Raw genomic sequence first — 25,283 nt, 5'->3', positions numbered from 1 at the left:
GAGATGTTCAGCATCACAAAGAAGACCACCGCAGCTTTCGTTTTGACGGTTGCGGGGGCTTTTGCACTCGCCGGATGCACCATGGGCGCGTCTGACAACGCAATGGAGTCATCAGCACCGGAACCAACGGAATCCATGGCATCGACGCCGATGGAGACCGGTGACGCAGCGATGGATCCGGCGGCGAACCTGGTGGGGCCCGGTTGCGCGTCGTACGCTGAGACGGTTCCGTCCGGAGCCGGATCTATTCAGGGAATGTCGCAAGACCCGGTTGCCGTCGCGGCATCCAATAACCCGCTCCTGACGACGCTCGTCGCGGCTGTCAGTGGGCAGCTCAACCCCGATGTCAATCTGGTCGACACATTGAACTCGTCTGAGTTCACGGTCTTTGCCCCCGTCGACGAAGCATTCGCAAAGATCGACGCGGCAACGATTGACGCACTCAAGACCGATTCTGATCTGCTGACTTCGATCCTCACGTACCACGTGGTTCCGGGGCAGATCGAGCCGGCCGACATTGCGGGCATGCACACCACCGTGCAGGGCGCTGATCTTGAAGTCACCGGATCGGGCGATAGCTGGATGGTCAATGACGCGATGGTGATCTGCGGCGGCGTGCAGACGGCAAATGCCACCGTCTATCTCATCGACTCAGTACTGATGCCGCCGACCGAGTAACGCGGTCATTCGTACCGATAAGGGCGGGAGGGGACTATTCCTCTCCCGCCCTTGGCGTTGGAACCAGAGGGCGGGGGCACACAGAAAATCGGCGATGCGGTGGGCGCAGGCTCTAGGCTCAGTGCATGGCCAGCACTTTCGCGCTTCTCATCACACCCGTTGCCGACTTCGATATTCGTGACAGCTACGCTGACACGTTCAGCGTGATTGATGCGTCGGCTCCCGCGCTCAGCGTGGGAGAGCTGTCAACGCAGCGCGGCGACGGCATTTTCGAGTCGATTGGTGTTTCTGCGAAGCACCCGCAGGAGGTCATGCCACACCTGGAACGCCTCGCGCATTCGGCGCGGCTGTGCGATTTGCCCGCACCGAATACGGCACAGTGGCGCGAGGCGATCGCCGTGGCGGCTGACGCGTGCGGTGAGGGGGAGTGGGTCATCAAACTCATCCTGAGCCGTGGCATCGAGCACGGCCCCACACCCACCGCGTGGGTGACCGCTGCCCCCGCCGGAGACTTCGCGAAGGTGCGCAGCGACGGTGTTTCCGTCGTCATACTCGACCGCGGATTCGACAGCGGCGCCCCCGACCGCGCACCGTGGCTGTTGCTTGGTGCGAAGACGCTGTCGTATGCCGTAAACATGGCGGCGATCCGCGAGGCCAAGCGCCGCGGCGCCGACGATGCAGTATTTGTGTCGTCTGACGGCGTTCTGCTTGAAGCACCGACAGCGTCGCTCGTGATGCGCGTGGGCGACCGATTCGTGACGCCCAAGCCGGGTGCGGGCATTCTGCACGGAACCACGCAGATCAGCGTCTTCACGTTCTTGCAGGACAAGGGCTACGAGGTTGCCTACGAAACGCTCCCGGCCTCGTCCCTCCCGCGCGTTAACGCGGCCTGGCTGGTGTCGTCGGTACGCCTGGCCGCCCCGATTCGGTCTGTCGACGGCACGACGCTCGACGTTGACGCCGCACTCACCGCTCAGCTCAACGCGTACCTCCTCTCACCCCGCGACTAACCCCGAGACGTTCCTCTCGTTGCGTAAACCACGTGGTTCCGCTTGCCCTGTGGTTCCACCTCAGTCACCAAATGTCGAACGCGCGTCGGACTGGGGCCTTGTAGAGGGGGGTTTGTCGGCGTGTTGGGTGACCGTGTTCGACATTTGATAAGTCGGGGTGCAAGGACATGCCCGAATTTCCGAGGTCGAAACCGTCTCGCCGGCCGGGGCGCGTGGTTCCGGAACCTGGGGCCGCCGTGTGTGCAACCGTCGGACGAATCCGTGCCGGAGGGGCTGTGCGGTGGGTTCTGTCGGCGTGTCGGCTGATTCGTCCGACGGTTCCTCATATGAGGGGCGCCGGAACCAGGTTCCCCGCCGCAGGACCCGGAACCACGCACACAACGCAAAACCGCCGCGGCTGAAGCCTGCGGCGGTTTTGGGCGAGGGTCCCTGCCTCGCAGAACGTGTGGGCTACCCGAATCGGCCCGACACGTAGTCTTCAGTTGCCTGCACAGATGGCGTCGTGAAGATCGTTGTGGTGTCATCGAATTCAATGAGCTTGCCTGGCTTGCCGGTGCCTGCGATGTTGAAGAACGCGGTCTTGTCGCTGACGCGCGATGCCTGCTGCATGTTGTGCGTCACGATCACGACCGTGTACTCGTTCTTCAGCTCGTTGATGAGCTCTTCGATTGCGAAAGTGGAGATCGGGTCAAGGGCCGAGCACGGCTCGTCCATCAGGATCACATCGGGGGAGACGGCGATCGCGCGAGCGATGCACAGACGCTGCTGCTGGCCACCCGAAAGGCCCGAGCCCGGCTTGTCGAGGCGATCCTTGACCTCGTTCCAGAGGTTGGCGCCCTGCAGCGACTTTTCGACGAGGGCGTCCTGGTCGCTCTTGGCCATGCGGCGGTTGTTGAGCTTCACGCCGGCGAGCACGTTCTCACGGATCGACATCGTGGGGAACGGGTTCGGGCGCTGGAACACCATGCCCACCTGGCGGCGCACGAGCACCGGGTCAACGGCGGCACCGTAGAGGTCTTCGCCGTCGAGCAGCACCTCACCCTCGACGCGCGCGCCGGGGATGACTTCGTGCATGCGGTTGAGCGTGCGCAGGAACGTGGACTTGCCACAGCCCGACGGGCCGATGAATGCCGTCACGCTGCGCGGCTCGATCGTCATGGAGACGCCCTCGACAGCGAGGAAGTCGCTGTAGTAGACGTTCAGGTCGTTTACTTCGATGCTCTTAGACACGGGATTCTCGATTTCTTATCTACTGAGGTACGCCGCGTCAGCGGCCCATCTTGGGGGCGAAGATCTTGGCAATCAGGCGTGCGAGGAGGTTCAGCACCATCACGATGACGATGAGCGTCAGGGCGCCTGCCCAGGCGCGGTCAACGAACGCGGAGGCAGGGATGCCCTGGTTCATGTACTGGTTGTACACGAACACCGGAAGCGACATCATGCGGCCGTCGAACAGGTCGTAGTTCATGCTCGTGGCAACGCCAGCAGTGATCAGCAGCGGCGCGGTCTCACCGATAACACGAGAGATGGAGAGCATGACGCCCGTCGTGATTCCGGCGATCGACGTCGGCAGCACCACCTTCGCGATCGTGCGCCACTTCGGCACGCCGAGCGCGTAGGAGGCTTCGCGCAGTTCGTTCGGAACCAGGCGGAGCATTTCTTCTGTGGAGCGCACGACCACCGGGATCATCAGCACGGCGAGGGCGATCGAGCCCATGATGCCCATGCGCACGCCCGGGCCGAAGAACAGCGCGAATAGGGCGAATGCGAACAGACCGGCAACGATCGACGGAATACCCGTCATCACGTCAACCAAGAACGTAATGCCGCGGGCGAGGCGGTTGTTGTTGCCGTATTCGATCAGGTAAATCGCGGTGAAGATGCCGATCGGGATCGAGATGATCGACGCGGCGAGCGTGATCAACAGCGTTCCCATGATGGCGTGCAACGCACCGCCGCCTTCGCCGACGACGTTGCGCATCGAGTTGGAGAAGAACTCGGCGGAGATACCAGCGACGCCATTGCTGACGACGGTGATGCCGACCGAGACGAGCGGAACCATGGCGAGCACGAACGCGCTGCTGACGACACCGGTCACCAGGCGGTCGGTCGCCTTACGGCGGCCTTCGACGGTCGCGGAGATGACCGTGATGAGCGTCAGGTACACCAGCGCGGTGACGATGGCCCAGCCGGCGATGTTGAATTCGTCTTGCACGCTCTGCGCGAGCAGGAGAAACACCAGCGCCATCGCGACGGCCGTGCCGCCGAGCAGGCCCCACGGCGTCCAGCGGGGCAGCTGGCCGCTCGTGAGACGCACAGGAGAGGCAGACACCGGCTGGTGCGCGCCTTCGGGCGTCTCAGAGGCGGGAGAGGGAGAAACGGTGATCGACATCAGTTGGCTCCCGAGAATTCCTTGCGGCGGCTAACAACCCAGCGCGCGAGCGCGTTGACCGCGAAGGTGACGATGAAGAGGATGAGGCCGGTGGCGATCAAAACGTTGACGTTTGTGCCGTAGGCCTCGGGGAAGGTGAGGGCGATGTTGGCCGGAATCGTTGAGGGGTTCTGGCTGGTGAAGAGCTTGAAGCTGATCACACCGGTCGCCGACAGCACCATGGCGACGGCCATGGTCTCACCAAGCGCGCGGCCGAGGCCGAGCATGGACGCCGAAACGATGCCGGAGCGGCCAAACGGGAAGACCGCCATCTTGACCATTTCCCAGCGGGTGGCACCGAGGGCAAGGGCTGCCTCTTCGTGCAGGCGCGGGGTCTGCAGGAAGATTTCGCGGCAAATCGCCGTGATGATCGGAACAATCATGACGGCGAGCACGATCGCTGCGGTGAAGATGGAGCGGCCAACGGCGGCTTCACCGGCGAAAAGCGGAAACCAGCCCATGTTCGTCATGAGCCAGCTGTAGATCGGTTGGGCTGACGGGGCAAGAACCATGATGCCCCAGAGACCAAAGACGACAGATGGCACCGCGGCGAGCAGGTCAACGACGTAGCCGAGAGCCTGCGCGAGCTTGCGCGGTGCGTAGTGGGAGATGAACAGCGCCACTGAGACGGAGAGCGGAACCGCGATGATGATCGCGAGGAATGACGCCCACACGGTTCCGAAGGTGAGCGGCCACACGTAGTCCCAGAAGTTCGTCTTCAGCAGCGACGCTTCTTCGTTGCTTGCCGCGATGCCTGGCAGGGACTGTACGACGAGGAAGATGGTGACGGCGGCGAGCGTCACCAGAATCATGGAGCCTGCGAACAGGGCGGTTCCGGAGAACACGCGGTCGCCAACACGTACGGGCGGCTTGGTCTGGCGCGCTCGCGGTGCTGTCTGGGTGGAAGAGGTCATGGTGTCCTGTTCTCGGCTGATACGGCAGTGTGCCCGGCTCGGTGTGGACCGAGCCGGGCAGCAGTATTACTTGGTGACGATCAGGTCGATCGCTGCGTTGATCTTCGTGCGCAGGTCGGCGGTGATCGGAGCGTTTCCGGCGGCAGCGGCGGCTGCGTTCTGGCCTTCTTCGCTGGCGATGTACTGGAGGTACGACTTCACGATCGGAGCCTGCTCAGCGAAGTCTGCGCCGTACTCCTGGCACGCGATGAGGTAGCTGACCAGAACGATCGGGTAGACGCCTGCTTCCGACGACGTGCGGTCGAGCTCGATCGCAAGGTCGCCCTCGGTGCGGCCTTCGGCGAACGGCGACTTCTCGACGACGGCAGCTGCTGCCTCCGGCGAGTACTCGACGAACTCGTCGCCGACCTTGATCGCAACCGTCGACAGACCCTCTTCTGCAGCGCGCGATGCGTCGGCGTAACCGATCGATCCGACGCCCTGCTTCACCGAGTTCACAACACCCGAGGTGCCCTGAGCGGCCTCACCGGACTGCACGGGCCACTCTTCGACGGAGTCGTAGGTCCATGCCTCGGGAGCAGCTGCTGCCAGGTAGTCGGTGAAGTTGCCCGTGGTACCCGACTTGTCAGCACGGTGAACGGGGTTTACGGCGAGGTCGGGAAGCTTTGCGTCCGGGTTGAGCGCGGCGATGGCCGGGTCGTTCCAGTTCTTGATTTCACCGGTGAACAGCTTCGCCGTGGTGGCAGCGTCAAGGTTCAGCTTGTCGACACCCTCGAGGTTGAAGATGATGGCGATCGGCGAGATGTAGGTGGGCAGTTCGATGATGTTCGAACCGTCAGCGCAGGCAGCGAACGTGCCTTCCAGCTCTTCCGTCTTGAACGCGCGGTCGGAGCCAGCGAAGGCGACAGCGCCAGCGGCGAACGACTCGCGACCAGCTCCGGAACCTGCCGGGTCGTAGGTGACGGTGACGTCAGCGTTTGCGGTCTGGAAGCCGGCGGTCCAGGTCTGAACAGCAACTTCCTGTGACGAAGCGCCGGAACCTGCGATTTCGCCCGAGAGAGCGGGAGCGTCAGGAGCGCTCGAGCCGGTGGGCGCTGCGGAGTCGGCGGGGGCGCCTTCGTTCGCTGCGCAAGCCGTCAGCGAGAGAGCAGCGATAGCGCTGATCGCGCCGATCTGGGCAATACGGGTGAGCTTCACGGGGTGAATCCTTCACTGTGTCGGAGATCGTCCCGGTGCAGGGACATCACAGACGTTAAGAGGTGCTTCTTAACTAGTGTGGGAACTCAGGTAAACGGAAGGTGAACGGCCGGAACACTCTAATCGCGGGCGTCGTACGTTTCGATTGTGACGATTCCGGCTCCCGGATGGGTTGCCGACAGGTGAACAACACTGAAAGCCGAGGGCTCGAGTGTTGCCGCATCCGACAGATACTGGCCCTCAATGGTTCCGGTCGCCAGTGCCAATTCCCGCATAATTGTGGGGATAACCGGACGGTGACTACACAAGACGGCAGCTTTACGTGAGCGCACGCGCTTGCCAACCACCCCGCGGATGTCTGCGGTTCCGGCTTCGAAGGAATCCTGAGACAGGTCGTCGGTGCGGATGATGTCGCGGCCGAGAGCCGTGGCGAGCGGAACCACAGTGGTGACGCATCGAATAGCGGAGGACGAAACGAGACGACGCACGCCGAAGCTCGCGAGAGTTCCGCTGATCGCTTGCGCTTGCCTGGTTCCGCGGGCCGTCAGCGGGCGGGCGGCGTCGGCATCTGACCATTCCGAGCGGGAAAGCGCTTTTGCGTGTCGCAGCACGATCAGGGGGAAGGTTTCGCGCACGCCGTCACCCTCGAGCCGAAGGAAGTTCTCGACGATTTCGACGTCTACCGGGTAGCTGAGGTAGGTGAGGGCGCGCTTCGGGGAGACCCACTCCAGGCCAGCCACCTCTTTGTTCGGCACGAATGCGGAGCGCCTGATCGCTTGGTCTGACGCGTGCGCCGCCCAATAGTGCACGATCTTTTGGCGACGGCTGGGGAGGCGGTAGTGCGAGACACCCACCGGTGCGCCAAGGCTCACGCGGATTCCGGTTTCTTCGAAGATTTCACGCACTGCCGTCTCCGGCAGGGTCTCGCCGGGGTCGACTTTGCCCTTGGGTAGGGTCACGTCAGCGTACTTCGTGCGATGAATCACGAGAATGCGGAGTTTGCCTTCGACAATTCTCCAGACGAGGGCACCAGCCGCGTAAACAGCCTTATCGCTCATCGCACCGCGCGAGATCGGCGGCGGCGGGCGACGGCGGCCATCGTTGCGTCCTGCACATCGATCAGGGGCTGCCCATCGCTGTCAACGGAGTGTCGCGTCCACGCACCTTCTGCGTCGAGGTGCCACGAACTGGTCGCGTCGCTCATAGCGAGATCAAAAAGTGTCGCCAACTCGGTGAGGTGTTCCGGGGCTGTGACACGCACGAGGGCTTCGACGCGGCGATCAAGGTTGCGGTGCATCATGTCGGCGCTACCGATGTAGATCTGCGGGTCGCCGTCGTTTTCGAAAAGGAACAGACGCGAGTGCTCAAGGTATCGACCGAGAATCGACCGGACCGTAATGTTTTCACTCAGTCCAGGCACTCCCGGCCGCAGCGAACAGATGCCGCGCACCCACACCTCGACCGGAACGCCTGCCATCGACGCACGATAAAGCGCGTCGATGATCTGCTCGTCGACCATCGAGTTCACCTTGATGCGAATGCGTGCGGGCTTACCCGCGAGCGCATTGCGACGTTCTTTCTCGATGAGACGGATGAGTCCCTTGCGCAGGTGCAGGGGAGCGACCAGCAGACGCTTGAACTTCTTCTCGATCGCGTACCCGCTGAGCTCGTTGAAGAGGCGGGTGAGGTCTTTGCCGACCTGATCGTCCGTTGTGAACAGACCGAAGTCTTCGTAAAGGCGCGATGTCTTCGGGTTGTAGTTTCCGGTTCCGACGTGACTGTAGTGGCGCAGCGTGCCCTCTTCTTCACGAATGACGAGGCACAGCTTCGAGTGGGTCTTCAGGCCAACAAGGCCGTACACGACGTGCACGCCGGCTTTTTCCAGCTTGCGCGCCCACACGATGTTGGCGGCTTCATCGAATCGTGCCTTGACCTCAACGAGGGCCAGTACCTGCTTGCCAGCTTCGGCGGCATCAATCAGCGCCTGCACGATGGGGCTATCACCTGACGTGCGGTACAGCGTTTGCTTGATCGCGAGCACGTGCGGGTCGCGAGCGGCCTGCTCCAAATACGCCTGCACGCTCGTCGCGAACGATTCGTAGGGGTGGTGCACCAGCACGTCGCCGCGACGGATCGCGGCGAAAATGTCCGCGCGACCGTTCTGTTCGATGGGCTGGAAAGCCAGCGCCGTGCGGGGCAGGTGCGGCGGGTAATGCAGGTCGGGGCGCTCGATGCGCGACAGGCTGAACAGCGAACGCAGATCCAGCGCGCCAGGCAGGCGATAGACCTCTTGATCGGTGATGCCGAGTTCTTTCAGCAACAGATCGAGTGTGAGGTCATCCATATCGTCTGTGATTTCCAAACGAATGGGCGGACCGAAACGGCGACGCATGAGCTCGGCCTCGAGCGCCTGAATGAGGCTCTCGCTTTCGTCCTCTTCGATGACCATGTCTTCGTTGCGGGTGAGGCGGAAGAGGTGGTGATCGATGACCTCCATGCCCGGGAAGAGATCGCCCAGGTGGTTGGCGATGAGCTCCTCGAGGGAGATAAAGCGCAGGGCAGTACCCTCGGTCGGAACCTCGACAAGGCGGGGCATCATTTGCGGCACTTTGAGACGGGCAAAGTCTTGGCGCCCGGTGCGAGCGTTGCGCACACGGATCGCGAGGTTCAACGACAGGCCGGAGATGTACGGGAAAGGGTGTGCCGGATCGACCGCGAGCGGCATCAGTACCGGGAAGACTTGACCCTGGAAGTATTCCGTCAGCTTCGCCTGCTCGTCAGCAGTGAGGTCTTCCCAATCAACAACCTCAATGCCCGCTTCGGCGAGAGACGGCTGGACGAGCTTCTTCCATGCGGCGGCGTGACGTAACTGCAGGCGGTGTGCCTCATCAGAAATGTCTGCCAACACGTCGAGTGGCGCACGGCCCACATTGGTCGGAACGGCAAGGCCGGTAAGAATGCGGCGTTTGAGTCCGGCGACACGAACCATGAAGAACTCGTCGAGGTTGCTCGCGAAGATCGCCAGGAAGTTGGCGCGCTCAAGCAACGGCGTCGTCGGATCCTCAGCGAGTTCGAGCACGCGCTGGTTGAACGCGAGCCAGCTCAGCTCGCGGTCAAGATAGCGGTCGTCAGGAAAACGATCGTCGGTATCGGGCGTCATGGCATCGAAATCATCGTCGTCATCGCTGAAGCCCGCAAAGGGGATCGTCTGCTCGATCATGTCAACATCATCTCAGTCATCAATGTCTTGGAGGTAAACCGATTAGGCGTGGGAAGAATTCAGCGCTTCGTCGTCTGCGTTATTGAAGCGATAGCCGACGTTTCGCACGGTGCCAATCAATTGTTCCAAGTCGCCCAGCTTCGCGCGGAGGCGACGCACATGCACGTCGACAGTTCTGGTTCCGCCGAAGTAGTCGTATCCCCACACTTCGCTGAGGAGTTGTTCTCGAGTGAAGACGCGCGTGGGGTGTGTGGCGAGGAAGTGGAGCAGCTGAAACTCTTTGTACGTGAGGTCGAGCGGGCGGCCATTGACCTTGGCTGAATAGCTCGCCTCGTCGATGGATATGCCACTGGTCTGCACGCGTGTTGTGGCGGTGGTCGGGGCGATGCGGCCGAGGGTGAGGCGAATCCGAGCGTCAATTTCTGCGGGGCCGGCGGTCGTCAAGATGACATCATCGATGCCCCAGTCGGGGGAGACGGCGGTGAGTCCGCCTTCGTTGACGGCGGCGATGAGGGGGCTGGAGAGGCCGGTGGTGCGGAGAATCTTGCACAACGACTTCGCAGCGAGCAGGTCACCGCGCGCGTCGATCACAATGAGATCGGCATCAGGCGCGGAGACGAGATGCGCAGGAGAGGCAGGGATGACGCGCACAGTATGGGCAAGGAGCTCGAGCGCCGGCAGAGGGCCAGAGGTATCCGCGGCTGAGCTCAGTACCAGGATCTGTGCCATGCCCGCTCCTCTTTGGCGGCTTGGCCGCCTCGATTCCATAATAACCAGACGCTTCAATACCGCTGTTTCTCATGTCCACTCGGTGTCGTCATGTAACAATGGCGAGGTGTCAACACCTGAACTGGCTCCGCGATCGTCGTTTCCTGGCGTCATCGCCGTGTGGGTCGCCGGATTGCTTGCGGCCTCGGCAATCGGAATCTTTGTTCCGGCTGAAGCCCGCCCGCAGTGGCTGACTGTTGCGCTCGGAGGGTGTCTCATTCTCGCGTTTGGCATTCAGGTTGCATACGGTCGGCCGAACGATTTCATCCGACGTGTCGGCGTGAGCATGCTCGGTGCGCTCATCGTGATGGGTGTTGTTTCGGTCGGGTTTGGCCTCGCTGCGGTGATGGCTGGCGCTTAGGTGTCGAAGAGGTGCGAGAGCGCGCTAGAGTAAAGACATGGACTATCTTGCGCTTGAACTCTTCTTCGTAGGTCTCCTGGGACTCGCCGGGGCGGCTATTGCTTTCGTGTCGGGCGCCGTCCTTTGGAACCTGTTCCGCGGCCAGCGCTAAGCGAATGATCGAGCTGCCGAGCGATCTTCCGGCGGATCTCGTTCCGCTCTCGTGGCTTCTTGGAGTCTGGGAGGGCGTTGGTGTCATCGACTACCACGTCGGTGACGAGCACTATTCCGGTGAGTTCACTCACCGAGTGAGCTTTAGCCACGATGGTAGTAGCTTCCTCAACTATTCGGCGACAGCGGTCATGGTGGACTCGCAGCGTGCGCTGGTCAGTGAGGCCGGTTTCTGGCGCCTGGTGCGCCCGCAAACCAAGGCCGATGCTGGCCCCGGGCTGTTGCCTGCGACCGCCGCGCCTGTCGTGCGCACCGTGCACGACGTCGAGGCGCTTCGCCAACCGAGTGGGGGCTTCGACATTGAGGTCAATGTCGTGCACTCCGATGGCATGAGTGAGCTTTACCTCGGTCAGGTCAACGGCCCGCGTATCGACATCGCAACCGACGCTGTCGTGCGGAGCGCATCGGCTCAGCCATACACGGCGGCCTCGCGAATGTACGGACTCGTTGAATCACACCTGTTGTGGGCGTGGGATATCGCAGCGCTCGGTGCGCCGCTCGGATCGCACGCTTCCGCACGCCTAGCAAAGGTTTCCTGATGAGCCGTTTTGCGTCTTTGCCCGGCGCTGTCGCCGGCGATCACGGTATCGCCCACTATGGGGAGCCGTTGCGTGAGCAGCGTGCGTTGGACCGCGGCGCAGCCCTGGCTGAACTCGCGGATCGCGCTGTCGTCACCCTGACCGGACCAGACCGCCTGACCTGGCTGAACTCCATCACTTCGCAGGCCGTCGACCGACTCGCTGCTGGTGACTCGACTGAACTTCTGGTGCTCGACGTGCAGGGCCGTGTGGAACACGCCGCTGGCGTCTTCGATGACGGTGAAACCTCATATCTGCTCGTCGACATCGACGATGCGGAACCATTGGCTACGTGGTTGATGCGCATGCGGTTCCGGGCGCAGGTGGAGATTGCTGCGACGACCGACTGGGTTCTCGTCGGCTACAACGCTGGTGGTCGCGCGGAAGAACTTGTGAAGAGCGTTCTCGGTGATGACGCTCGCATTTGGGTCGATCCGTGGAGCGCTGTTGCACCTGGTGGTTGGCAGTATTCGCACGTTGCTGAACACCCTGGTGCCGAGCGTGCTTGGCGCGAAGCCATTGTGACGCCCGCGCAACGGGATGCTCTTATCGCACAGCGTGGTTCCGTCACCACCGCCGGACTTCTCTCTGTCGACGCTCTGCGCATTGCGGCATGGCGTCCGCGGTGGGCAAACGAACGCGATGACCGCGTGATTCCGCACGAAGTCGACTGGTTGCGCTCCGCGGTGCACCTCAACAAGGGGTGCTATCGCGGGCAAGAAACGGTTGCCAAGGTGCACAACCTGGGCCACCCTCCGCGTCGCCTTGTCATGCTTCATCTCGATGGCAGTGACAGCGTGATTCCGGCGCCCGGAACGACGGTATTCAATGGCGAAGACGAGGTCGGCACGGTGACGTCGGCGGCGATGCACCATGAACTCGGACCCATTGCTCTGGCCATCGTCAGTCGTCGCGTGCCTGCGGACGCGGTCTTGAGCGTTCACCTCGATGAGGCTGTCATTTCGGCGGCCCAGGAGGTCATTGTTCCGGCCGACGCTGGCGCCACTGCCAACGTGCCACGGTTGACTCGATTGTCGCGGCGTCCGCTTAAGCAGGACTAAGGCCGTTCCGCGTCTTGACGCGGGCGGGGGAGTGCCTTTGGCATGCTGTCGCACGCGTGCGGTGCGTGTTGTGCGGGGCGGGTGCTTGCGCTGCGGGGTGGGTGGGGCGTGTGTCGGAGGCTCGCGGCATAATCGTGCCAGGTCGAGCGTCTTACCGCGCGACGTTCTCCGCACGCGGTTGGTGAGGGTTGCTCTCGTCGCTCTCCAGGTCTGAGTGGCGCGTCTCCCAGCGCCGAGGACGCGTTCTTCTAGCAAATGTGATCCCATATGTGCGTTCGAAAGAATCGGGAGAATTCTTGAGAAAATGCTTGCATCCTTCGAATATGTATTCTAAAATGGGGGTATGACCAATCCACATCTCACCCCTCTTCTCGAAGCCGTTGCGGCGCTCGAGTCGGCGTGGTGCGATGCGGAATGTGGCACCGATTTAGACCGCACGCAGCTGCTGGCGGTGAATGCCGCGATGGGAACATTGCAACGACGCTTCGACGGACTCCGCGCGGAAGTCGCCGCAGGAATCGAGCATGAGTCACGGCCTGAGTTGGGGCCGGATGGGCTCGCGAAACAGCAGGGTTTTCGCAACTCGGCGACGCTGATCGCGGCAACCACCGGTGGCACGACCGGCGATGCGTCAAAACTCACAAAACTAGGTAAAGCGACCGCGCCGCGGTCGAACCTGCTCGGCGAAAAGTTGCCCCCGAAATATCCGGCAGTGCAAGACGCGCTGCAGCGGGGCACGATTGCCGCAGCAGCCGGATCGCTCATCGTTGGGATGCTTGACCGTGCCCGCCTGCACGCCAGCATCGAACAGGTCGGTGAAGCCGAAGCTCTTCTGGTGGAGGGTGCTGCGGGGCTCTCGTGTGATGACGTCCGCAAACTTGTCACCCGGGCCGAGGCCTGGCTGAACCCCGACGGTGTCGAACCCCGCGAAGATGAGGCCCGCGCCAGCCGGTCACTGACCATGTTTGAGCGCGACGGGTCCCTGTTCGTCAACTTCCGCACCGACGTCGCGTCGGGCGCCCCGATTAAGAATGCGATCCAAGCCTGGGTCACTGCGACCTTCCAAGCCCGCAACACCAACGCCAACGCCGCCGCCGGTCACAGTGAAACGTGCGAAGGCACCGCCACCGGGGACGCTCCCGAGGGGTGGACCATGCCGGGTGATGATCGCCGCACGGTTGCGCAACTGCAAGCAGATGCGCTCACCGCGATCTGCGAGCACATGACCGGATGCGACAACAACGAACTCCCGCTCACCGGCGCGACTGTCATTGTCCGCGTGAGCCTTGATGATCTCACCACCGGCACCGGTGTCGCGACGATCGACGGCACGGATCAGCCGATCAGCATCAGCACTTGCAGGCAGATGGCCGCGAGCGGCGGTGTCATTCCCGCCGTCCTCGGCAGTGACGGTGAGATTCTCGACTGGGGCCGCGAAAAGCGACTCTTCACCCGGGCTCAACGCCTCGCCCTCGTCGAACGAGACGGCGGATGCGTCATGTGCGGACTCCCACCCCAAATGACAAAAGCCCATCACATTAGATGGTGGCAACGAGACACCGGACCAACCGACCTCAGCAACGGGGTCCTGCTCTGTACGAGCTGTCACCATCGCATTCATGACAATGGCTGGAACATCCGCGTCGACGGCACGAAACGTACGTCGAAAGTGTGGATCATCCCACCCGCCACCGTCGACCCGACACAAACCCCACGCCTTGGCGGCCGCGCCCGCTACGACATCGCCGCCTAACGACACGACCACCTAACGACGCGATGGCCTGACGACGCGATGGCCTGACGACACGATGGCCTGACTCCGCTCCGCCGGGGCGTGACCCACCGATTCGCGCCCTACCGGGTTAGATCTCTCAGCGCACACTCCGCGGCCTGCATTCCACTCATCCCATGCACGCCCGCAGCAGGAGACGTCGATGCGCCGCCCAGATAGACACCAGGGACCCCGGTTCGATATCCAAGCGACCCGAGACGCGGCCGCATCACCAACTGACGCAACGACGTCGCACCACCCGCAATGTCACCACCAACGTATGCCGCATTGTGCGCTTCCAATGCCGCGGGGCCACGCACATTGATGCCCACGATCCGCTCACGCAACCCCGGCGCAAACTCTTCCACCCGCGACAGAATGCGATCAGTTTCGTCTCCGCCCCACGCATGCGGAACGTGCGCATAAAGCCAAAACGGAACCACATTGCCGACCCGCCGCGAAGGATCAGTGGTGTGCGGCTGCGCGGTGAGGATGAATGGACGCTCTGGCATCCGCCCCCGACTCATCGCCGACTCAGCCGCACGCATCTCCGCCATGGTTCCGCCGACATGAACGACACCAGCGCGCCGCGACTCCTCATCCCGCCACGGCACCTCACCCTCAACAGCAAGGTCGATCTTGTAGGCAGACGGACCCTGCCGAAAACGTCGCCACGAACGACCCACACCACGGGGCACATCGCCGATCATGGGGAGAGCAACAGCGGGCGGCACCGTAAGAATCACAATGTCTGCACCCAGATCCTCAGTGCGAGTGACCCGAACGCCAGTCTCAATACGCCCGCCCAAACTCAACAGCTCTGCAGCCAAAGCCTCCGTCAGCGCACCAGCCCCACCCTGCGCCATCGGCCAGCCATGCGCGTGCGCCAGCGCACCCAACATGATGCCAACCGACGATGACACCAGCGACGTCAACGGCATAAACGCGTGTGCGGCAATACCGCCAAACAGGGCAGCCGCCTGCGGCGTACGGAAATACCTGGCCGTCATCGTCGCAGGGGGCAACGCACGCATCCCCAACCGCGCCAGCATGATCGGATGCCGCGGCCAACTCACCAGCGGCGCAAACGAGGTTTCAGCCAGGGCCTCCGGTCGAGCAGCAAGCGGTCCGAACAACCGCCGCCACCGCTCACCATCGGAGCCGAGTGCCATCGCCGTCTCATCGATATCGCGGTACAGCGTCGCCGTGCGTTGCCCGAGCAACGGATGCGCCAACTCAATCGGCGCATGCCGCCAGCGCAACCCGTGCCGCTCGAGATTCAGCGACTGGAAAAACGGTGAAGCGAGAGCCGCGGGCAGAGCGGTGGAACAGTCATCATGCAAGAGCCACGGAACCGTGAGTTCTGACGTAAGAGCGCCACCGCCGATACGGTCGTTGGCCTCGTAGACCGTGACCGTGATGCCCGCCTGCGCGAGCCGAATAGCCGCCGCCAGCCCGTTCGGTCCGGAACCGACAATCGCTGCTGCCGTCATGGTGCTACCGCCGCCCAATCAACCGTCACTTCGCCCAGACGCCACCGCGACGGCGTACCCTGGACCGGCCACCCCGCATCCTTGACCGCTCGCACGGTCGCGAGCCACCGTTGCACGGGGCCGAAGGTACCGAGCGGCGCGTTACGTTCCCACGCATCATCAAGAGCCGAGATGTACGCATGAACCCGCTCGCCCGCAACGTTGTGATGAATCAACGCCTTGGGCAGGCGCTCCGCCACGATGCTCGGCGCCACCAGCCCGGCGAGGCGAAGTGACACCGTCAAACGAAGAGGAGTCGCCGTGTGGTCAATATCGATCCAACTCGAGACGCGTCCGATCTCATCACACGTGCCTTCAACGAGAAGGCCACCGGGATTCAAACGCCCAGCCATGAGAGCCCACGCCGCCAGCACGTCTGCCTCGTCGTACTGCCGCAACACATTGAAGGCGCGAATAATCTGCGGGGCACGGTCGGTGGGCGTCTCAAACCCGCCCTTCAGGAAACTGACGCGCGCATCAGCAGGAAAAGCCGTGGTTCCGCTGCGCACCTCCGCCAGCTGTTCGTTTGCTCGGGCGACCCGTTCAGGGTCAATCTCGATGCCGAGCACCTCGACGGTCGGATGCGCCTTCACCAGACGCGCATACAGTTCGAATGCCGTCACGCCTGAGGCGCCAAAGCCGAGATCAACCACCAGGGGAGAAGCTGCGGAGGTGAACTCGCGACGCGCGGCAATCCAGCGGTCCACGCGGCGCAACCGATTGGTTCCGGTGGTTCCGCGAGTTGCGTGCCCCGTGGGAGCCGTGCGCCGTGCCATGACTCAATCTTGCCAGGCGTCGGTGTATGACATCCCGCGACGCGGCGAGGCTTCGCGCGCCGGTAGGCTGTGAGCATGACGGAGCCCTACACTCTCATCCTCCTTCGCCACGGACAGAGCGAATGGAACCAGCTGAACCTGTTCACCGGTTGGGTCGATGTTCGACTCACGGAGCAGGGCAAGAACGAAGCGCGTCGCGGTGGCGAGCTGCTGGCCGAAAATGGCCTCCTGCCTGACGTGCTGCACACGTCGCTGTTGAGCCGCGCAATCCAGACCGCAAACATTGCGCTGGACGCTGCCGACCGCCTGTGGATCCCGGTCTCGCGTTCATGGCGCCTCAACGAGCGCCACTACGGCGCTTTGCAGGGCAAAGACAAGGCGCAGACGCTCGAGGAGTTCGGCCCCGAGCAGTTCCAGCTGTGGCGACGTTCGTTCGACGTGCCGCCGCCCGCACTCGACGACGCGAGCGAATTCAGCCAGGTTAACGATGTGCGCTACGCCGACATCGACGGTGAACTGCCGCGCACTGAGTCGCTGAGCCTCGTCATCAACCGCCTCCTTCCGTACTGGGAGAACGCCATCGTTCCCGACCTGCAGGCGGGCAAAACCGTTCTCGTTACCGCGCACGGCAACTCGCTGCGTGGGCTCGTGAAGCACCTCGAAGGCATCAGCGACGAAGACATCGCTGCCCTCAACATTCCAACCGGTATTCCGCTCGTGTACCGTCTCGACGCTGACCTGAAGCCGCTCGGTGCTGGTGAGTACCTGGACCCGGAGGCCGCAGCTGCCGGCGCAGCCGCCGTGGCAAACCAGGGCGCCAAGCACTAAGTCTTGAAACGCCAACGGCGGCTCGGTGATCAGTCACCGAGCCGCCCTTGTTCGTTTTCGTCCTGGAGAGGAACCGCGTTAGTCCTGAACCGGAACCGCGTCGGTGTCGGCTGCCCAGTCACCCGTTGCCAGGTAGACAACCTTCTTCGCGACCGAGACGGCGTGGTCTGCGAAGCGCTCGTGGTAGCGGCTCGCCAGGGTCGCATCGACCGTAGCGCCAGCTTCGCCCTTCCAGTTTTCGGAGAGCACCTTCTCAAAAACGGTGGCGTGCAGCTCGTCCACCGCGTCATCGTCGTTACGAATGACATCGGCCAGACGCAGATCCTGCGTGCGCAGAAGTTCCGTCAGCTTGCGAGCGATATCGACGTCGAGCTCACCCATCTTGGTGAACGTCGACTTCAATCCCTTCGGAATGGCGCGCTCCGGGAAGCGGTAGCGGGCCAGCTGAGCAATGTGCTCAGCCATATCGCCCATACGCTCAAGCGATGCGCTCACGCGCAACGCCGTCACCACGGTACGCAGATCGCGTGCAACCGGCTGCTGGCGAGCGAGGATCTCGATGGCAAGTTCGTCGAGTTCGACGGCAAGCTCGTCGATGCGGCGGTCGTTGGTGATGACCTCGTCTGCCAGGGTGACATCGCTGCCAGCAAAAGCCTGCGTCGCCTTATCAATGGCATCGGCGACAAGGTCAGAAATCTCGACGAGACGCGACTGCACCTCGTCCAAAGACTGGTGGAATACTTCGCGCATCAAAACGCCTTTCGTTATGACTGAATCGGGTGTGCAAAATGGGCACGGCAGGTCGCATCCGATTCTGGTGACCAAAGGTTAACGATTGGTGCCCTCTGCGTGAATAGTAGACGGCGAGGCCCCGCAAATCGCGGAAACTGGCCGCAGAGGCCAAGGTGAACAATCTACGCTGGAGTTATGAACTCGCTGGAGCTCTCGCTGCTGTCGCTATGCCTGGGGCTCATCCTCGGGGGCGGCGTCGCCCTATTGATCGTCGTCGCATACCGCACGCGTGACAAGCACCTGCAAGAATCCAGCACAGAACTGCCTGATGGCCTCGCGCTCGTCATGGAGGGTATGGCTGATGCCGCCGCCGTGATCGATACGTCCAACCTCATTCTCGCGACCTCAAAGGCGGCAGGCTGGCTCGGGTTCCGTGCTGGCGCGACCCTGCAAGATCAAGACTTGCGTGCGCTCGTGAAAGAAGCGCGGGCATCGGGCGTTCCGGAGACCCACTCCATGCGGCTACGTATTGGTGATGTTTCGACCGAGACGCGCCTCGTGTCAGCACGCGCCATTGCTCTGGGCGGCAGGCTCACTCTCCTCACTGTTCGAGACATTAGTGAGGCGGAGCGTGTGGAGCGCATGCGCCATGACTTTGTCTCGAATACCAGCCACGAACTTAAGACGCCGGTGGGCGCCGTGACGCTCCTGGCCGAAGCCATTGAGTCAGCGGCTGATGACCCGGAACAAGTGCGCCACTTTGCTGCCCGCATTCAGGCCGAGGCCCTTCGCCTGGGTAACCTCACGACGCGCATCATGAACCTGTCGCGGTTGCAGTCCACCGACAGCCTCGCCGAGACGCGCGCGGTGTCCATCGATGAGGTCGTCGCTATCGCCATGGACATGCACACGGTGACCGCAGAATCTCGCGGCGTCGAGGTTGTGCGCGGCGGCGACCGCAACCTCTTCGTGCGCGGCGACGTGCAGGTACTCAGCGATGCCATCGGCAACCTGATCGCCAACGCGATCGCCTACTCGCCGACCGGTTCCCGTGTCGGTGTGGGAGTGAAGAAGATGGCAGATGCCGTTGAAATCTCCGTGGCAGACCAGGGCATTGGTATTGAAGAATCTGAGCAGAACCGCATCTTTGAGCGCTTCTACCGCGCAGACCAGGCGCGTTCACGTCGCACGGGTGGCACGGGCCTTGGCCTGTCTATCGTGAAGCATGCGGTGCAGCGCCACGGCGGAGACGTACGCCTGTGGTCACGTCCTGGGCGTGGTTCCACTTTCACTGTCACCCTGCCGCTCACGCCTTCGCCTGACGCTGATGGGCATGCGAAGAAGCGGGGCGGAACCAAGCACAAGAAATTGAAAGCGGCTGACGGTGCCGTAGCGGCGCGCCCTGCTAAGCAAAAATCGGCGGCGACCGCATCTGCTGACAAGCGAGCTCTCGGTGACAGCCCCGCTCGCGCGAAGAAGTCTCCCGCCAAGAAAACTTCCCAAAACAAGTCTCCCCAGAACAAGCCTCCCCAGAACAAGGCCGTGACGGCCGCCCCGCAGAGAGAAGATCAGGAATGACCCGTGTGCTCCTCGTCGAAGACGAACCCGATCTCGCTGACCCGCTCGCGTACCTGCTGAAGCGAGAAGGGTACGAGGTCGAGATCGCCGAAGACGGTCCGGCGGCAATTGCTGCCTACCGTGATCGAGGCGCTGACATCATCCTGCTTGACCTGATGCTTCCCGGGATGCCTGGCACCGAAGTTGCGCGCCAGATCCGCGTGGGCGCGCAGACACCGATCATCATGGTCACGGCGAAAGACTCCGAGGTCGATATCGTCGTTGGCCTTGAGCTTGGTGCGGATGACTACATTACGAAGCCCTATTCCTCGCGCGAGCTTCTCGCCCGGATGCGTGCCGTGCTGCGTCGCTACGACTCGGTCGAAGCGGAGCTCGATGAACGAGTGCTGGAGAGCGAACGCGTCACGGTTGACCTCGATCGCCACGCCGTTTCGGTTGACGGCAACGAGATCAGCATGCCGCTGAAAGAATTTGAACTGCTCGAGGTGCTGATGCGCAATGCCGGCCGCGTGCTGACGCGCGGTCAGCTGATTGACCGCGTGTGGGGCAGTGACTACTTTGGCGACACCAAAACGCTCGACGTTCACATCAAGCGCATCCGCTCCCGCATTGAAGAAAATCCAGCGCAGCCCGTATTGCTCGTGACTGTGCGCGGTCTCGGGTATCGCTTCGAAGCCAGCTAACAGCGCAAAAAAGACTGGGGCCGCCCGTGAAACGTGCGGCCCCAGTCTTTTTATGAAGTCTTAGCTCTTCGGAGCAAGATCCTTCAGGTAGCTCATCTTGCCGTCGAGCACCGTGAGGTGCGTCATGACGGTGTCGCCACCCGACGTGATGTTGGAGACAACCGTTGCGCCGACATCAGCGTTCAGGCCCTCAAGCGGAAGGGGGTCAGCGCCGGTGTCGCCTGAGCCGCCGAGGGCTACGGTCGACTTAGCGGCAACCTCAACCTCAACAGAAATCGCGTCGGAGCCTTCACCGATCTGAATGCTGACCGTGTGGTCCTCATCGGTGTTGTTTATAAAACTGCCGATCAGGTTGCCATTCTCGCCCGACTCGTCAGCAACGATGAAGAGGTTGCGAACCTTGACGGGGCCCGAGGCGTCATCAATGTTGATGCCCTCCGCAGCCGAATACGGAATGGTTGTCGCCTGGGGCGAGATCATGTTGCAGCCGGTAGCGCCGAGAATAACGGCAGCTCCGAGAGCGATAGACGCGAGTGCGCGCGAGGTCACAGGTCCTCCCAAAGACGATGAAGGGGTCAGGGATAGTCTAGTGGCACTATTGAGTCTGCCCAACGCGGTGTGTCGGCGCGGCGTAACCGCACACCTTAGCGTAAGAGGGCGTGTGGTATCCTGGAGTTTGCCGAAGGGACATAACTGCATGCTTTTTGAAGTCGGCGAGACGGTCGTTTACCCGCACCACGGTGCGGCCACGATCTCCGAAGTAAAGACTCGCATCATCAAGGGTGAAGAGAAGATCTATCTCAAGCTCCGTGTTGCACAGGGGGATCTCACCATCGAGGTACCGGCAGATAATGTCGATCTCGTTGGGGTCCGTGATGTCATTGGTAAAGAAGGCCTGGAGCGCGTTTTCGACGTTCTCCGTGCGCCCTTTACTGAAGAACCCACGAACTGGTCCCGCCGGTACAAGGCGAACCTTGAGAAGCTCGCATCCGGCGACGTGATCAAGGTCAGCGAAGTTGTTCGCGACCTGTGGCGTCGCGACCAAGACCGCGGACTCTCCGCAGGTGAAAAGCGGATGCTCGTCAAGGCTCGTCAGATTCTGGTGTCGGAGCTCGCTCTGGCCGAGAAGACAGACGAAGAGAAGGCCGGCACCCTGCTCGACGAGGTTCTTGCTTCGTAGTTCATTGTTTTCGAATGCCGCTCGATGATTCGGGCGGCATTCGTGTTTTCTGGCGCGAGCGGTACCGTGAGTAGGTGAGCATCATTCCGGTTCCACGCGTTGCCATCATTGTCGTTGCCGCAGGTTCCGGCACCCGCCTCGGCGCCGGTGCCCCGAAGGCCTTTGTTGGTCTTGCCGGGCGCACGATTTTGTCGCACGCGCTTGAACGTGTGTTTCAGACGAAGGAACCATGCCAGGTGATCGTGGTGGCTCCCGCTGGGTTGGAAGGCGAAGCGGAAGCCGATATTGCCAGCGTCGCCGGTGATCGCCGCGAGCTTGCCCGCGTCGTGACGGGTGGGGCCACCCGTCAAGAATCGGTTTCGCGCGGCCTGGGCGCGTTGTGGGGTGACGTCGACACTGTGCTCGTGCATGATGCGGCTCGCGCCCTGGTTCCGGCAGCGATGATTGATCGGGTGATCGATGCCGTGCGCGCCACCGGCCACGCGATCATTCCGGTGATGCCCGTTGTCGACACGATTAAGCGTGTCGATGGCACGGTGATCACCGCCGCCGTCGATCGCTCTGAACTTGCCGCCGCGCAGACGCCCCAAGGTTTTCGCCGTGATGTATTGCTCACCGCCTATCAGGCCGTGGGTGATGACTTCACCGACGATGCCGCGCTTATGCAGGCTGCGGGCCACACCGTGCTGACCGTTGAGGGAGACGCCATGGGTTTCAAGATCACGACCCCAGCAGACCTGGAGCGGGCGAAGGCGGCGTTGGCTCCTGTCACGCCGCGCATTGGTGTCGGCACCGACGTGCACGCTTTTGGGGGCGACGGAACCTTGTGGCTCGCCGGGTTGGAGTGGCCGGGGGAGCAGGCGCTCAGCGGGCACTCCGATGGCGATGCTGCGTCACACGCCATCGTTGATGCGCTGCTTTCGGCTGCGGGTCTCGGTGACATCGGCACCCACTTTGGTACCGCACGCCCGGAGTTTGCGGGCGCTCACGCTGACGTTTTTCTTGCCGAAACGCGCCGACTCGTTGAGCAGGCCGGCTATCGAATTGGCAACGTGTCCGTGCAGATTCAAGCGGCACGGCCCAAGTTTTCGCCACGGCGTGAAGAAGCTCAGCGCGTGTTGTCCCAGATTCTCGGCGCCCCGGTCTCGGTCGCAGCCACCACAACCGATGGGCTCGGTTTCGTCGGCGAGGGGGCAGGCGTTCAAGTCTTCGCGATCGCCGCGCTCCTGCCACGCTGAAATCCACGGCGCCCGGCCACGCTCCCGCCGCGCTGAAACCCACGACGCCGAAGCGATGTTGCGTACAGGTTCGCCTGGGTATCCGCCGGTAGGCTAGAGCGGTGACTATTCGCCTCCACGACACGAAAGCGCAAGAACTGCGCGAGTTCGTTCCGCTCGACGCCTCGAACGTGACGATGTACGTTTGTGGACCCACCGTGCAGTCTGGCCCTCATATTGGCCACGTGCGGGCGGCGTTGAGCTTTGATGTGTTGCGCCGTTGGCTCGAGCACACCTACGGCCGGGTCACGTTCGTGCGCAATGTCACCGACATCGACGACAAGGTTCTCGCGAACGCCTCCAGCCAGGAGGAATGGTGGGCATTGGCCTACCGCATGGAACAAGAGTTTGCCGAGGCGTATGCGGCCGTCGGTATTCAGGTGCCGACCTATGAGCCGCGCGCGACTGGGTCCGTCCCGCAAATGCAGGAGCTCATCCAGCAGTTGATCGACAACGGCCACGCGTACGCGGCGGCAGGCGATGTGTACTTTGATGTGCGCTCGTGGGGCGCGTACGGCGCGCTCACGCATCAGTCGCTTGATGCGATGGAACCAGCCGCTGACGCCGACCCCCGCGGCAAGCGCGACCCGCGCGACTTCGCGCTGTGGAAGGGCGCAAAGGCTGACGAACCGGCCTCCGCGGTATGGGAGTCGCCGTGGGGCGCAGGCCGCCCCGGCTGGCACATCGAATGCTCAGCGATGGCGCGTCGATACCTCGGTGACGCCTTTGACATCCACGGTGGTGGGCTCGACCTGCGCTTTCCGCACCACGAAAATGAGCTGGCCCAGTCGACGGCCGCTGGCGATGACTTCGCGACCTACTGGGTGCACAATGGGCTCGTAACCGTTGGCGGCCAGAAGATGTCAAAGTCGCTTGGCAACTTCACACTCGCCGCCGATGTGCTCACCGAGCGTGATGCGACCGTCGTGCGCTATGCGCTTCTTACCGCGCACTACCGTTCGACACTCGACATCACACCGTCCACCTACGACGAAGCGGAGGCCGCCCTCGGGCGCATCCGCTCCTTCATCGAACGCGCGCTTCGCTCCACAGATTCGCTCGAAGGTGGAACCATTGCCGCCGAGTTTGTTGAGGCGATGAACGACGATCTCGGGGTGCCGCAGGCGCTCGCCGTCGTGCACGATGCGGTGCGCCGTGGCAACACGGCGCTTGACGATGGCGACGTCGATGTGGCGATCGATCTCGCGCGCGCTGTGCACGCAGCCATGCTTGTGCTCGGGTTCGACCTGACCGCGACGAGCGCAACCTCGTCTCGTGCCGAGAGCGCATTGGACGCTCTCGTGCAAACCATGATTTCGCAGCGAGCCCAGGCTCGCGCTGAAAAAGACTGGGGTGCGGCAGACCGCATCCGAGAAGCAATTGCGGCGGCGGGCATCGTGCTCGAAGACACCGCCGACGGAACTCACTGGAGTATCAATGACTAAGCCAGGACGCCCGGGAGCACGCAAGTCGAGCTCGAAGAAGGGCGCAACGAAGGGCACAGGCGGCCTTGGCCGCAAGGCGCTTGAAGGCAAGGGCCCGACCCCGAAGGCCGAAGACCGCGCATGGCACCCGGCAGGCAAGCGTAAGGCCGCTCAGGAGCGCTACGCCGCTGCTGGTGGACAGGGCAAGGTCGGCGCAAAGCGGTCAACAGACATGAACCGTTCTGCTCGCGCCAAGGCGACCGATGACACCGAGACCGTTACCGGTCGTAACTCGGTTCTGGAAGCGCTGCGCACCAAGATTCCGGCGACCGCGTTCTACATCGCTCAGCGTGTGGAGATGGACGACCGCGTCAAAGAGATGCTGTCGCTCGCATCAAACCGCAACATTCCGGTGCTGGAAGTCACCCGCCCCGAGCTTGACCGCATGGCCGGCTTCGACGGTGTGCACCAGGGTGTCGCACTGAAGGTTCCGCCCTACCAGTACGCGCACCCGCAGGATCTGCTGGAAAAGGTCATCAGCCGTGACCAGGTTCCGCTGTTTGTCGCACTCGACGGCATCACCGACCCGCGCAACCTCGGCGCGATCATTCGCTCAACCGCTGCCTTCGGCGGTCAGGGCGTGATTCTTCCGCAGCGCCGCTCGGCGCACGTCAACTCTGCCGCGTGGAAGACGTCTGCTGGCGCTGCAGCCCGTATCCCGGTGGCTGTTGCTCCGAACCTCACCACGACGCTCAAGGAATTCAAGAAGCAGGGTGTGTTCGTCCTGGGTCTTGACGGCGATGGCGACGTGCAGCTGCCCGCACTGGAACTCGCAGATCGCCCCGTCGTGATCGTGGTTGGTTCCGAAGGTAAGGGCCTGTCGCGCTTGGTCGCCGAGAACTGCGACCAGATCGTGTCGATCCCGATTTCGGCAGCAACCGAGTCGCTCAACGCCGGCATCGCGGCAGCGGTCGCGCTGTACCAGGTGGCCACCGTGCGCGGAGCAAAAAAGTAGCAGAACAGTTTTTTAAATGTGCCCCGGATCGGAATGATCCGGGGCACATCTGCGTTTGG

The 25,283-nt window shown here is 62.6% G+C and carries 24 protein-coding genes; 13 read left to right on the top strand and 11 right to left on the bottom strand.

Translation table 11 applies throughout. The annotated features are described in order from the left end of the window. Positions 1 to 3 precede the first annotated feature (3 nt). Positions 4 to 678 carry a fasciclin domain-containing protein gene (locus KTJ77_RS09415; RefSeq protein ID WP_217338129.1) on the top strand — a complete coding sequence of 225 codons (675 nt, stop codon included), beginning with the start codon at positions 4 to 6 and terminating at the stop codon, positions 676 to 678. A gap of 125 nt (positions 679 to 803) precedes the next feature. After that, entirely contained in the window at positions 804 to 1,688 is an 885-nt protein-coding gene (locus KTJ77_RS09410) for an aminotransferase class IV (protein WP_217338128.1), read from the top strand. Between the two features lie 450 nt (positions 1,689 to 2,138). Here the strand turns inward: KTJ77_RS09410 and pstB are convergent, their stop codons facing one another. The 7 genes from pstB to KTJ77_RS09375 all read right to left on the bottom strand — a co-directional run bounded on the left by pstB (position 2,139) and on the right by KTJ77_RS09375 (position 10,179). Beyond that, positions 2,139 to 2,918: a phosphate ABC transporter ATP-binding protein PstB gene (pstB, locus tag KTJ77_RS09405; RefSeq protein ID WP_217338127.1), complete on the bottom strand. Its 780-nt coding sequence runs from the start codon at positions 2,916 to 2,918 to the stop codon at positions 2,139 to 2,141. A gap of 37 nt (positions 2,919 to 2,955) precedes the next feature. Next, positions 2,956 to 4,080 carry a phosphate ABC transporter permease PstA gene (gene pstA / locus KTJ77_RS09400; protein WP_217338126.1) on the bottom strand — a complete coding sequence of 375 codons (1,125 nt, stop codon included), beginning with the start codon at positions 4,078 to 4,080 and terminating at the stop codon, positions 2,956 to 2,958. Next, positions 4,080 to 5,033, bottom strand: a complete 954-nt coding sequence (pstC, locus tag KTJ77_RS09395; RefSeq protein ID WP_217338125.1) for a phosphate ABC transporter permease subunit PstC — start codon at positions 5,031 to 5,033, stop codon at positions 4,080 to 4,082. Before pstC ends, pstA begins: the two co-directional genes overlap by 1 nt. A gap of 66 nt (positions 5,034 to 5,099) precedes the next feature. Then, entirely contained in the window at positions 5,100 to 6,230 is a 1,131-nt protein-coding gene (gene pstS / locus KTJ77_RS09390; RefSeq protein WP_217338124.1) for a phosphate ABC transporter substrate-binding protein PstS, read from the bottom strand. A gap of 119 nt (positions 6,231 to 6,349) precedes the next feature. After that, the gene (locus KTJ77_RS09385; RefSeq protein WP_217338123.1) at positions 6,350 to 7,288 is read right to left on the bottom strand and encodes an NUDIX domain-containing protein; all 939 of its coding nucleotides are present in this window, start codon (positions 7,286 to 7,288) and stop codon (positions 6,350 to 6,352) included. Beyond that, positions 7,285 to 9,450 (bottom strand): RNA degradosome polyphosphate kinase, encoded by a 2,166-nt coding sequence (locus KTJ77_RS09380; RefSeq protein ID WP_217338122.1) that lies wholly within the window; start codon positions 9,448 to 9,450, stop codon positions 7,285 to 7,287. The genes KTJ77_RS09385 and KTJ77_RS09380 overlap by 4 nt, the downstream gene beginning before the upstream one ends. Positions 9,451 to 9,492: 42 nt before the next feature. Beyond that, positions 9,493 to 10,179, bottom strand: coding sequence for a winged helix-turn-helix domain-containing protein (locus tag KTJ77_RS09375; protein WP_217338121.1), 687 nt, complete (start codon positions 10,177 to 10,179; stop codon positions 9,493 to 9,495). A 106-nt stretch (positions 10,180 to 10,285) separates the two neighbouring features. Between KTJ77_RS09375 and KTJ77_RS09370 the strand changes: the two genes are divergently transcribed. The 4 genes from KTJ77_RS09370 to KTJ77_RS09355 all read left to right on the top strand — a co-directional run bounded on the left by KTJ77_RS09370 (position 10,286) and on the right by KTJ77_RS09355 (position 14,181). Continuing rightward, complete coding sequence (locus KTJ77_RS09370; protein WP_217338120.1) at positions 10,286 to 10,579, top strand: hypothetical protein; 294 nt, start codon at positions 10,286 to 10,288, stop codon at positions 10,577 to 10,579. 155 nt (positions 10,580 to 10,734) lie between these two features. Next, entirely contained in the window at positions 10,735 to 11,328 is a 594-nt protein-coding gene (locus KTJ77_RS09365; RefSeq protein WP_217338119.1) for an FABP family protein, read from the top strand. Further along, a complete protein-coding gene (locus tag KTJ77_RS09360) occupies positions 11,328 to 12,428 on the top strand; it encodes a folate-binding protein YgfZ (protein ID WP_217338118.1) in 1,101 nt (366 codons plus the stop codon). The genes KTJ77_RS09365 and KTJ77_RS09360 overlap by 1 nt, the downstream gene beginning before the upstream one ends. 343 nt (positions 12,429 to 12,771) lie before the next feature. Then, positions 12,772 to 14,181, top strand: coding sequence for an HNH endonuclease signature motif containing protein (locus KTJ77_RS09355; RefSeq protein WP_217338117.1), 1,410 nt, complete (start codon positions 12,772 to 12,774; stop codon positions 14,179 to 14,181). 101 nt (positions 14,182 to 14,282) lie between these two features. Here KTJ77_RS09355 and KTJ77_RS09350 read toward each other — a convergent pair whose 3' ends face one another. Together KTJ77_RS09350 and KTJ77_RS09345 are read right to left on the bottom strand one after the other, a co-directional pair. Next, complete coding sequence (locus tag KTJ77_RS09350; protein ID WP_217338116.1) at positions 14,283 to 15,692, bottom strand: NAD(P)/FAD-dependent oxidoreductase; 1,410 nt, start codon at positions 15,690 to 15,692, stop codon at positions 14,283 to 14,285. Further along, positions 15,689 to 16,507 carry a class I SAM-dependent methyltransferase gene (locus tag KTJ77_RS09345; protein ID WP_217338115.1) on the bottom strand — a complete coding sequence of 273 codons (819 nt, stop codon included), beginning with the start codon at positions 16,505 to 16,507 and terminating at the stop codon, positions 15,689 to 15,691. Before KTJ77_RS09345 ends, KTJ77_RS09350 begins: the two co-directional genes overlap by 4 nt. A 75-nt stretch (positions 16,508 to 16,582) precedes the next feature. On the opposite strand from KTJ77_RS09345, the gene KTJ77_RS09340 reads away from it, so the two are divergent. Then, complete coding sequence (locus tag KTJ77_RS09340; protein ID WP_217338114.1) at positions 16,583 to 17,335, top strand: phosphoglyceromutase; 753 nt, start codon at positions 16,583 to 16,585, stop codon at positions 17,333 to 17,335. A 78-nt stretch (positions 17,336 to 17,413) separates the two neighbouring features. Here KTJ77_RS09340 and phoU read toward each other — a convergent pair whose 3' ends face one another. Then, positions 17,414 to 18,085 (bottom strand): phosphate signaling complex protein PhoU, encoded by a 672-nt coding sequence (phoU, locus tag KTJ77_RS09335; RefSeq protein ID WP_217338113.1) that lies wholly within the window; start codon positions 18,083 to 18,085, stop codon positions 17,414 to 17,416. 177 nt (positions 18,086 to 18,262) lie between these two features. On the opposite strand from phoU, the gene KTJ77_RS09330 reads away from it, so the two are divergent. Together KTJ77_RS09330 and KTJ77_RS09325 are read left to right on the top strand one after the other, a co-directional pair. Then, on the top strand, positions 18,263 to 19,645 hold the full coding sequence (locus tag KTJ77_RS09330) for a cell wall metabolism sensor histidine kinase WalK (RefSeq protein WP_217338112.1): 1,383 nt from the start codon (positions 18,263 to 18,265) through the stop codon (positions 19,643 to 19,645). Continuing rightward, a complete protein-coding gene (locus tag KTJ77_RS09325) occupies positions 19,642 to 20,328 on the top strand; it encodes a response regulator transcription factor (RefSeq protein WP_217338111.1) in 687 nt (228 codons plus the stop codon). Before KTJ77_RS09330 ends, KTJ77_RS09325 begins: the two co-directional genes overlap by 4 nt. A gap of 60 nt (positions 20,329 to 20,388) precedes the next feature. Here KTJ77_RS09325 and KTJ77_RS09320 read toward each other — a convergent pair whose 3' ends face one another. Beyond that, positions 20,389 to 20,877 carry a DNA modification methylase gene (locus tag KTJ77_RS09320; protein ID WP_217338110.1) on the bottom strand — a complete coding sequence of 163 codons (489 nt, stop codon included), beginning with the start codon at positions 20,875 to 20,877 and terminating at the stop codon, positions 20,389 to 20,391. Positions 20,878 to 21,025: 148 nt separating this feature from the next. On the opposite strand from KTJ77_RS09320, the gene KTJ77_RS09315 reads away from it, so the two are divergent. The 4 genes from KTJ77_RS09315 to rlmB all read left to right on the top strand — a co-directional run bounded on the left by KTJ77_RS09315 (position 21,026) and on the right by rlmB (position 25,224). Beyond that, positions 21,026 to 21,508, top strand: coding sequence for a CarD family transcriptional regulator (locus KTJ77_RS09315; RefSeq protein ID WP_217338109.1), 483 nt, complete (start codon positions 21,026 to 21,028; stop codon positions 21,506 to 21,508). 74 nt (positions 21,509 to 21,582) lie between these two features. After that, complete coding sequence (ispD, locus tag KTJ77_RS09310; protein WP_217338108.1) at positions 21,583 to 22,746, top strand: 2-C-methyl-D-erythritol 4-phosphate cytidylyltransferase; 1,164 nt, start codon at positions 21,583 to 21,585, stop codon at positions 22,744 to 22,746. Positions 22,747 to 22,847: 101 nt separating this feature from the next. Further along, positions 22,848 to 24,230 (top strand): cysteine--tRNA ligase, encoded by a 1,383-nt coding sequence (gene cysS, locus KTJ77_RS09305; protein WP_217338107.1) that lies wholly within the window; start codon positions 22,848 to 22,850, stop codon positions 24,228 to 24,230. After that, positions 24,223 to 25,224, top strand: coding sequence for a 23S rRNA (guanosine(2251)-2'-O)-methyltransferase RlmB (gene rlmB / locus KTJ77_RS09300; protein WP_217338106.1), 1,002 nt, complete (start codon positions 24,223 to 24,225; stop codon positions 25,222 to 25,224). Before cysS ends, rlmB begins: the two co-directional genes overlap by 8 nt. Positions 25,225 to 25,283 lie beyond the last annotated feature (59 nt).

Source organism: Microbacterium sp. NC79 (genome assembly GCF_019061125.1).
Classification (GTDB): Bacteria; Actinomycetota; Actinomycetes; order Actinomycetales; family Microbacteriaceae; genus Microbacterium.
The sequence above is the reverse complement of the archived record's forward strand: the minus strand, read 5'-3'. Positions and strand labels throughout refer to the sequence as shown.

Excerpts from the sequence above, each read along its gene's own strand:
- KTJ77_RS09415 (WP_217338129.1), top strand. The coding sequence starts at position 4 with ATGTTCAGCATCACAAAGAAGACCACCGCAGCTTTCGTTTTGACGGTT.
- KTJ77_RS09410 (WP_217338128.1), top strand. The coding sequence starts at position 804 with ATGGCCAGCACTTTCGCGCTTCTCATCACACCCGTTGCCGACTTCGAT.
- pstA (WP_217338126.1), bottom strand. The coding sequence starts at position 4,080 with ATGTCGATCACCGTTTCTCCCTCTCCCGCCTCTGAGACGCCCGAAGGC.
- pstC (WP_217338125.1), bottom strand. The coding sequence starts at position 5,033 with ATGACCTCTTCCACCCAGACAGCACCGCGAGCGCGCCAGACCAAGCCG.
- KTJ77_RS09385 (WP_217338123.1), bottom strand. The coding sequence starts at position 7,288 with ATGAGCGATAAGGCTGTTTACGCGGCTGGTGCCCTCGTCTGGAGAATT.
- KTJ77_RS09380 (WP_217338122.1), bottom strand. The coding sequence starts at position 9,450 with ATGATCGAGCAGACGATCCCCTTTGCGGGCTTCAGCGATGACGACGAT.
- KTJ77_RS09375 (WP_217338121.1), bottom strand. The coding sequence starts at position 10,179 with ATGGCACAGATCCTGGTACTGAGCTCAGCCGCGGATACCTCTGGCCCT.
- KTJ77_RS09365 (WP_217338119.1), top strand. The coding sequence starts at position 10,735 with ATGATCGAGCTGCCGAGCGATCTTCCGGCGGATCTCGTTCCGCTCTCG.
- KTJ77_RS09360 (WP_217338118.1), top strand. The coding sequence starts at position 11,328 with ATGAGCCGTTTTGCGTCTTTGCCCGGCGCTGTCGCCGGCGATCACGGT.
- KTJ77_RS09355 (WP_217338117.1), top strand. The coding sequence starts at position 12,772 with ATGACCAATCCACATCTCACCCCTCTTCTCGAAGCCGTTGCGGCGCTC.
- KTJ77_RS09350 (WP_217338116.1), bottom strand. The coding sequence starts at position 15,692 with ATGACGGCAGCAGCGATTGTCGGTTCCGGACCGAACGGGCTGGCGGCG.
- KTJ77_RS09345 (WP_217338115.1), bottom strand. The coding sequence starts at position 16,507 with ATGGCACGGCGCACGGCTCCCACGGGGCACGCAACTCGCGGAACCACC.
- KTJ77_RS09340 (WP_217338114.1), top strand. The coding sequence starts at position 16,583 with ATGACGGAGCCCTACACTCTCATCCTCCTTCGCCACGGACAGAGCGAA.
- phoU (WP_217338113.1), bottom strand. The coding sequence starts at position 18,085 with ATGCGCGAAGTATTCCACCAGTCTTTGGACGAGGTGCAGTCGCGTCTC.
- KTJ77_RS09330 (WP_217338112.1), top strand. The coding sequence starts at position 18,263 with ATGAACTCGCTGGAGCTCTCGCTGCTGTCGCTATGCCTGGGGCTCATC.
- KTJ77_RS09325 (WP_217338111.1), top strand. The coding sequence starts at position 19,642 with ATGACCCGTGTGCTCCTCGTCGAAGACGAACCCGATCTCGCTGACCCG.
- KTJ77_RS09315 (WP_217338109.1), top strand. The coding sequence starts at position 21,026 with ATGCTTTTTGAAGTCGGCGAGACGGTCGTTTACCCGCACCACGGTGCG.
- rlmB (WP_217338106.1), top strand. The coding sequence starts at position 24,223 with ATGACTAAGCCAGGACGCCCGGGAGCACGCAAGTCGAGCTCGAAGAAG.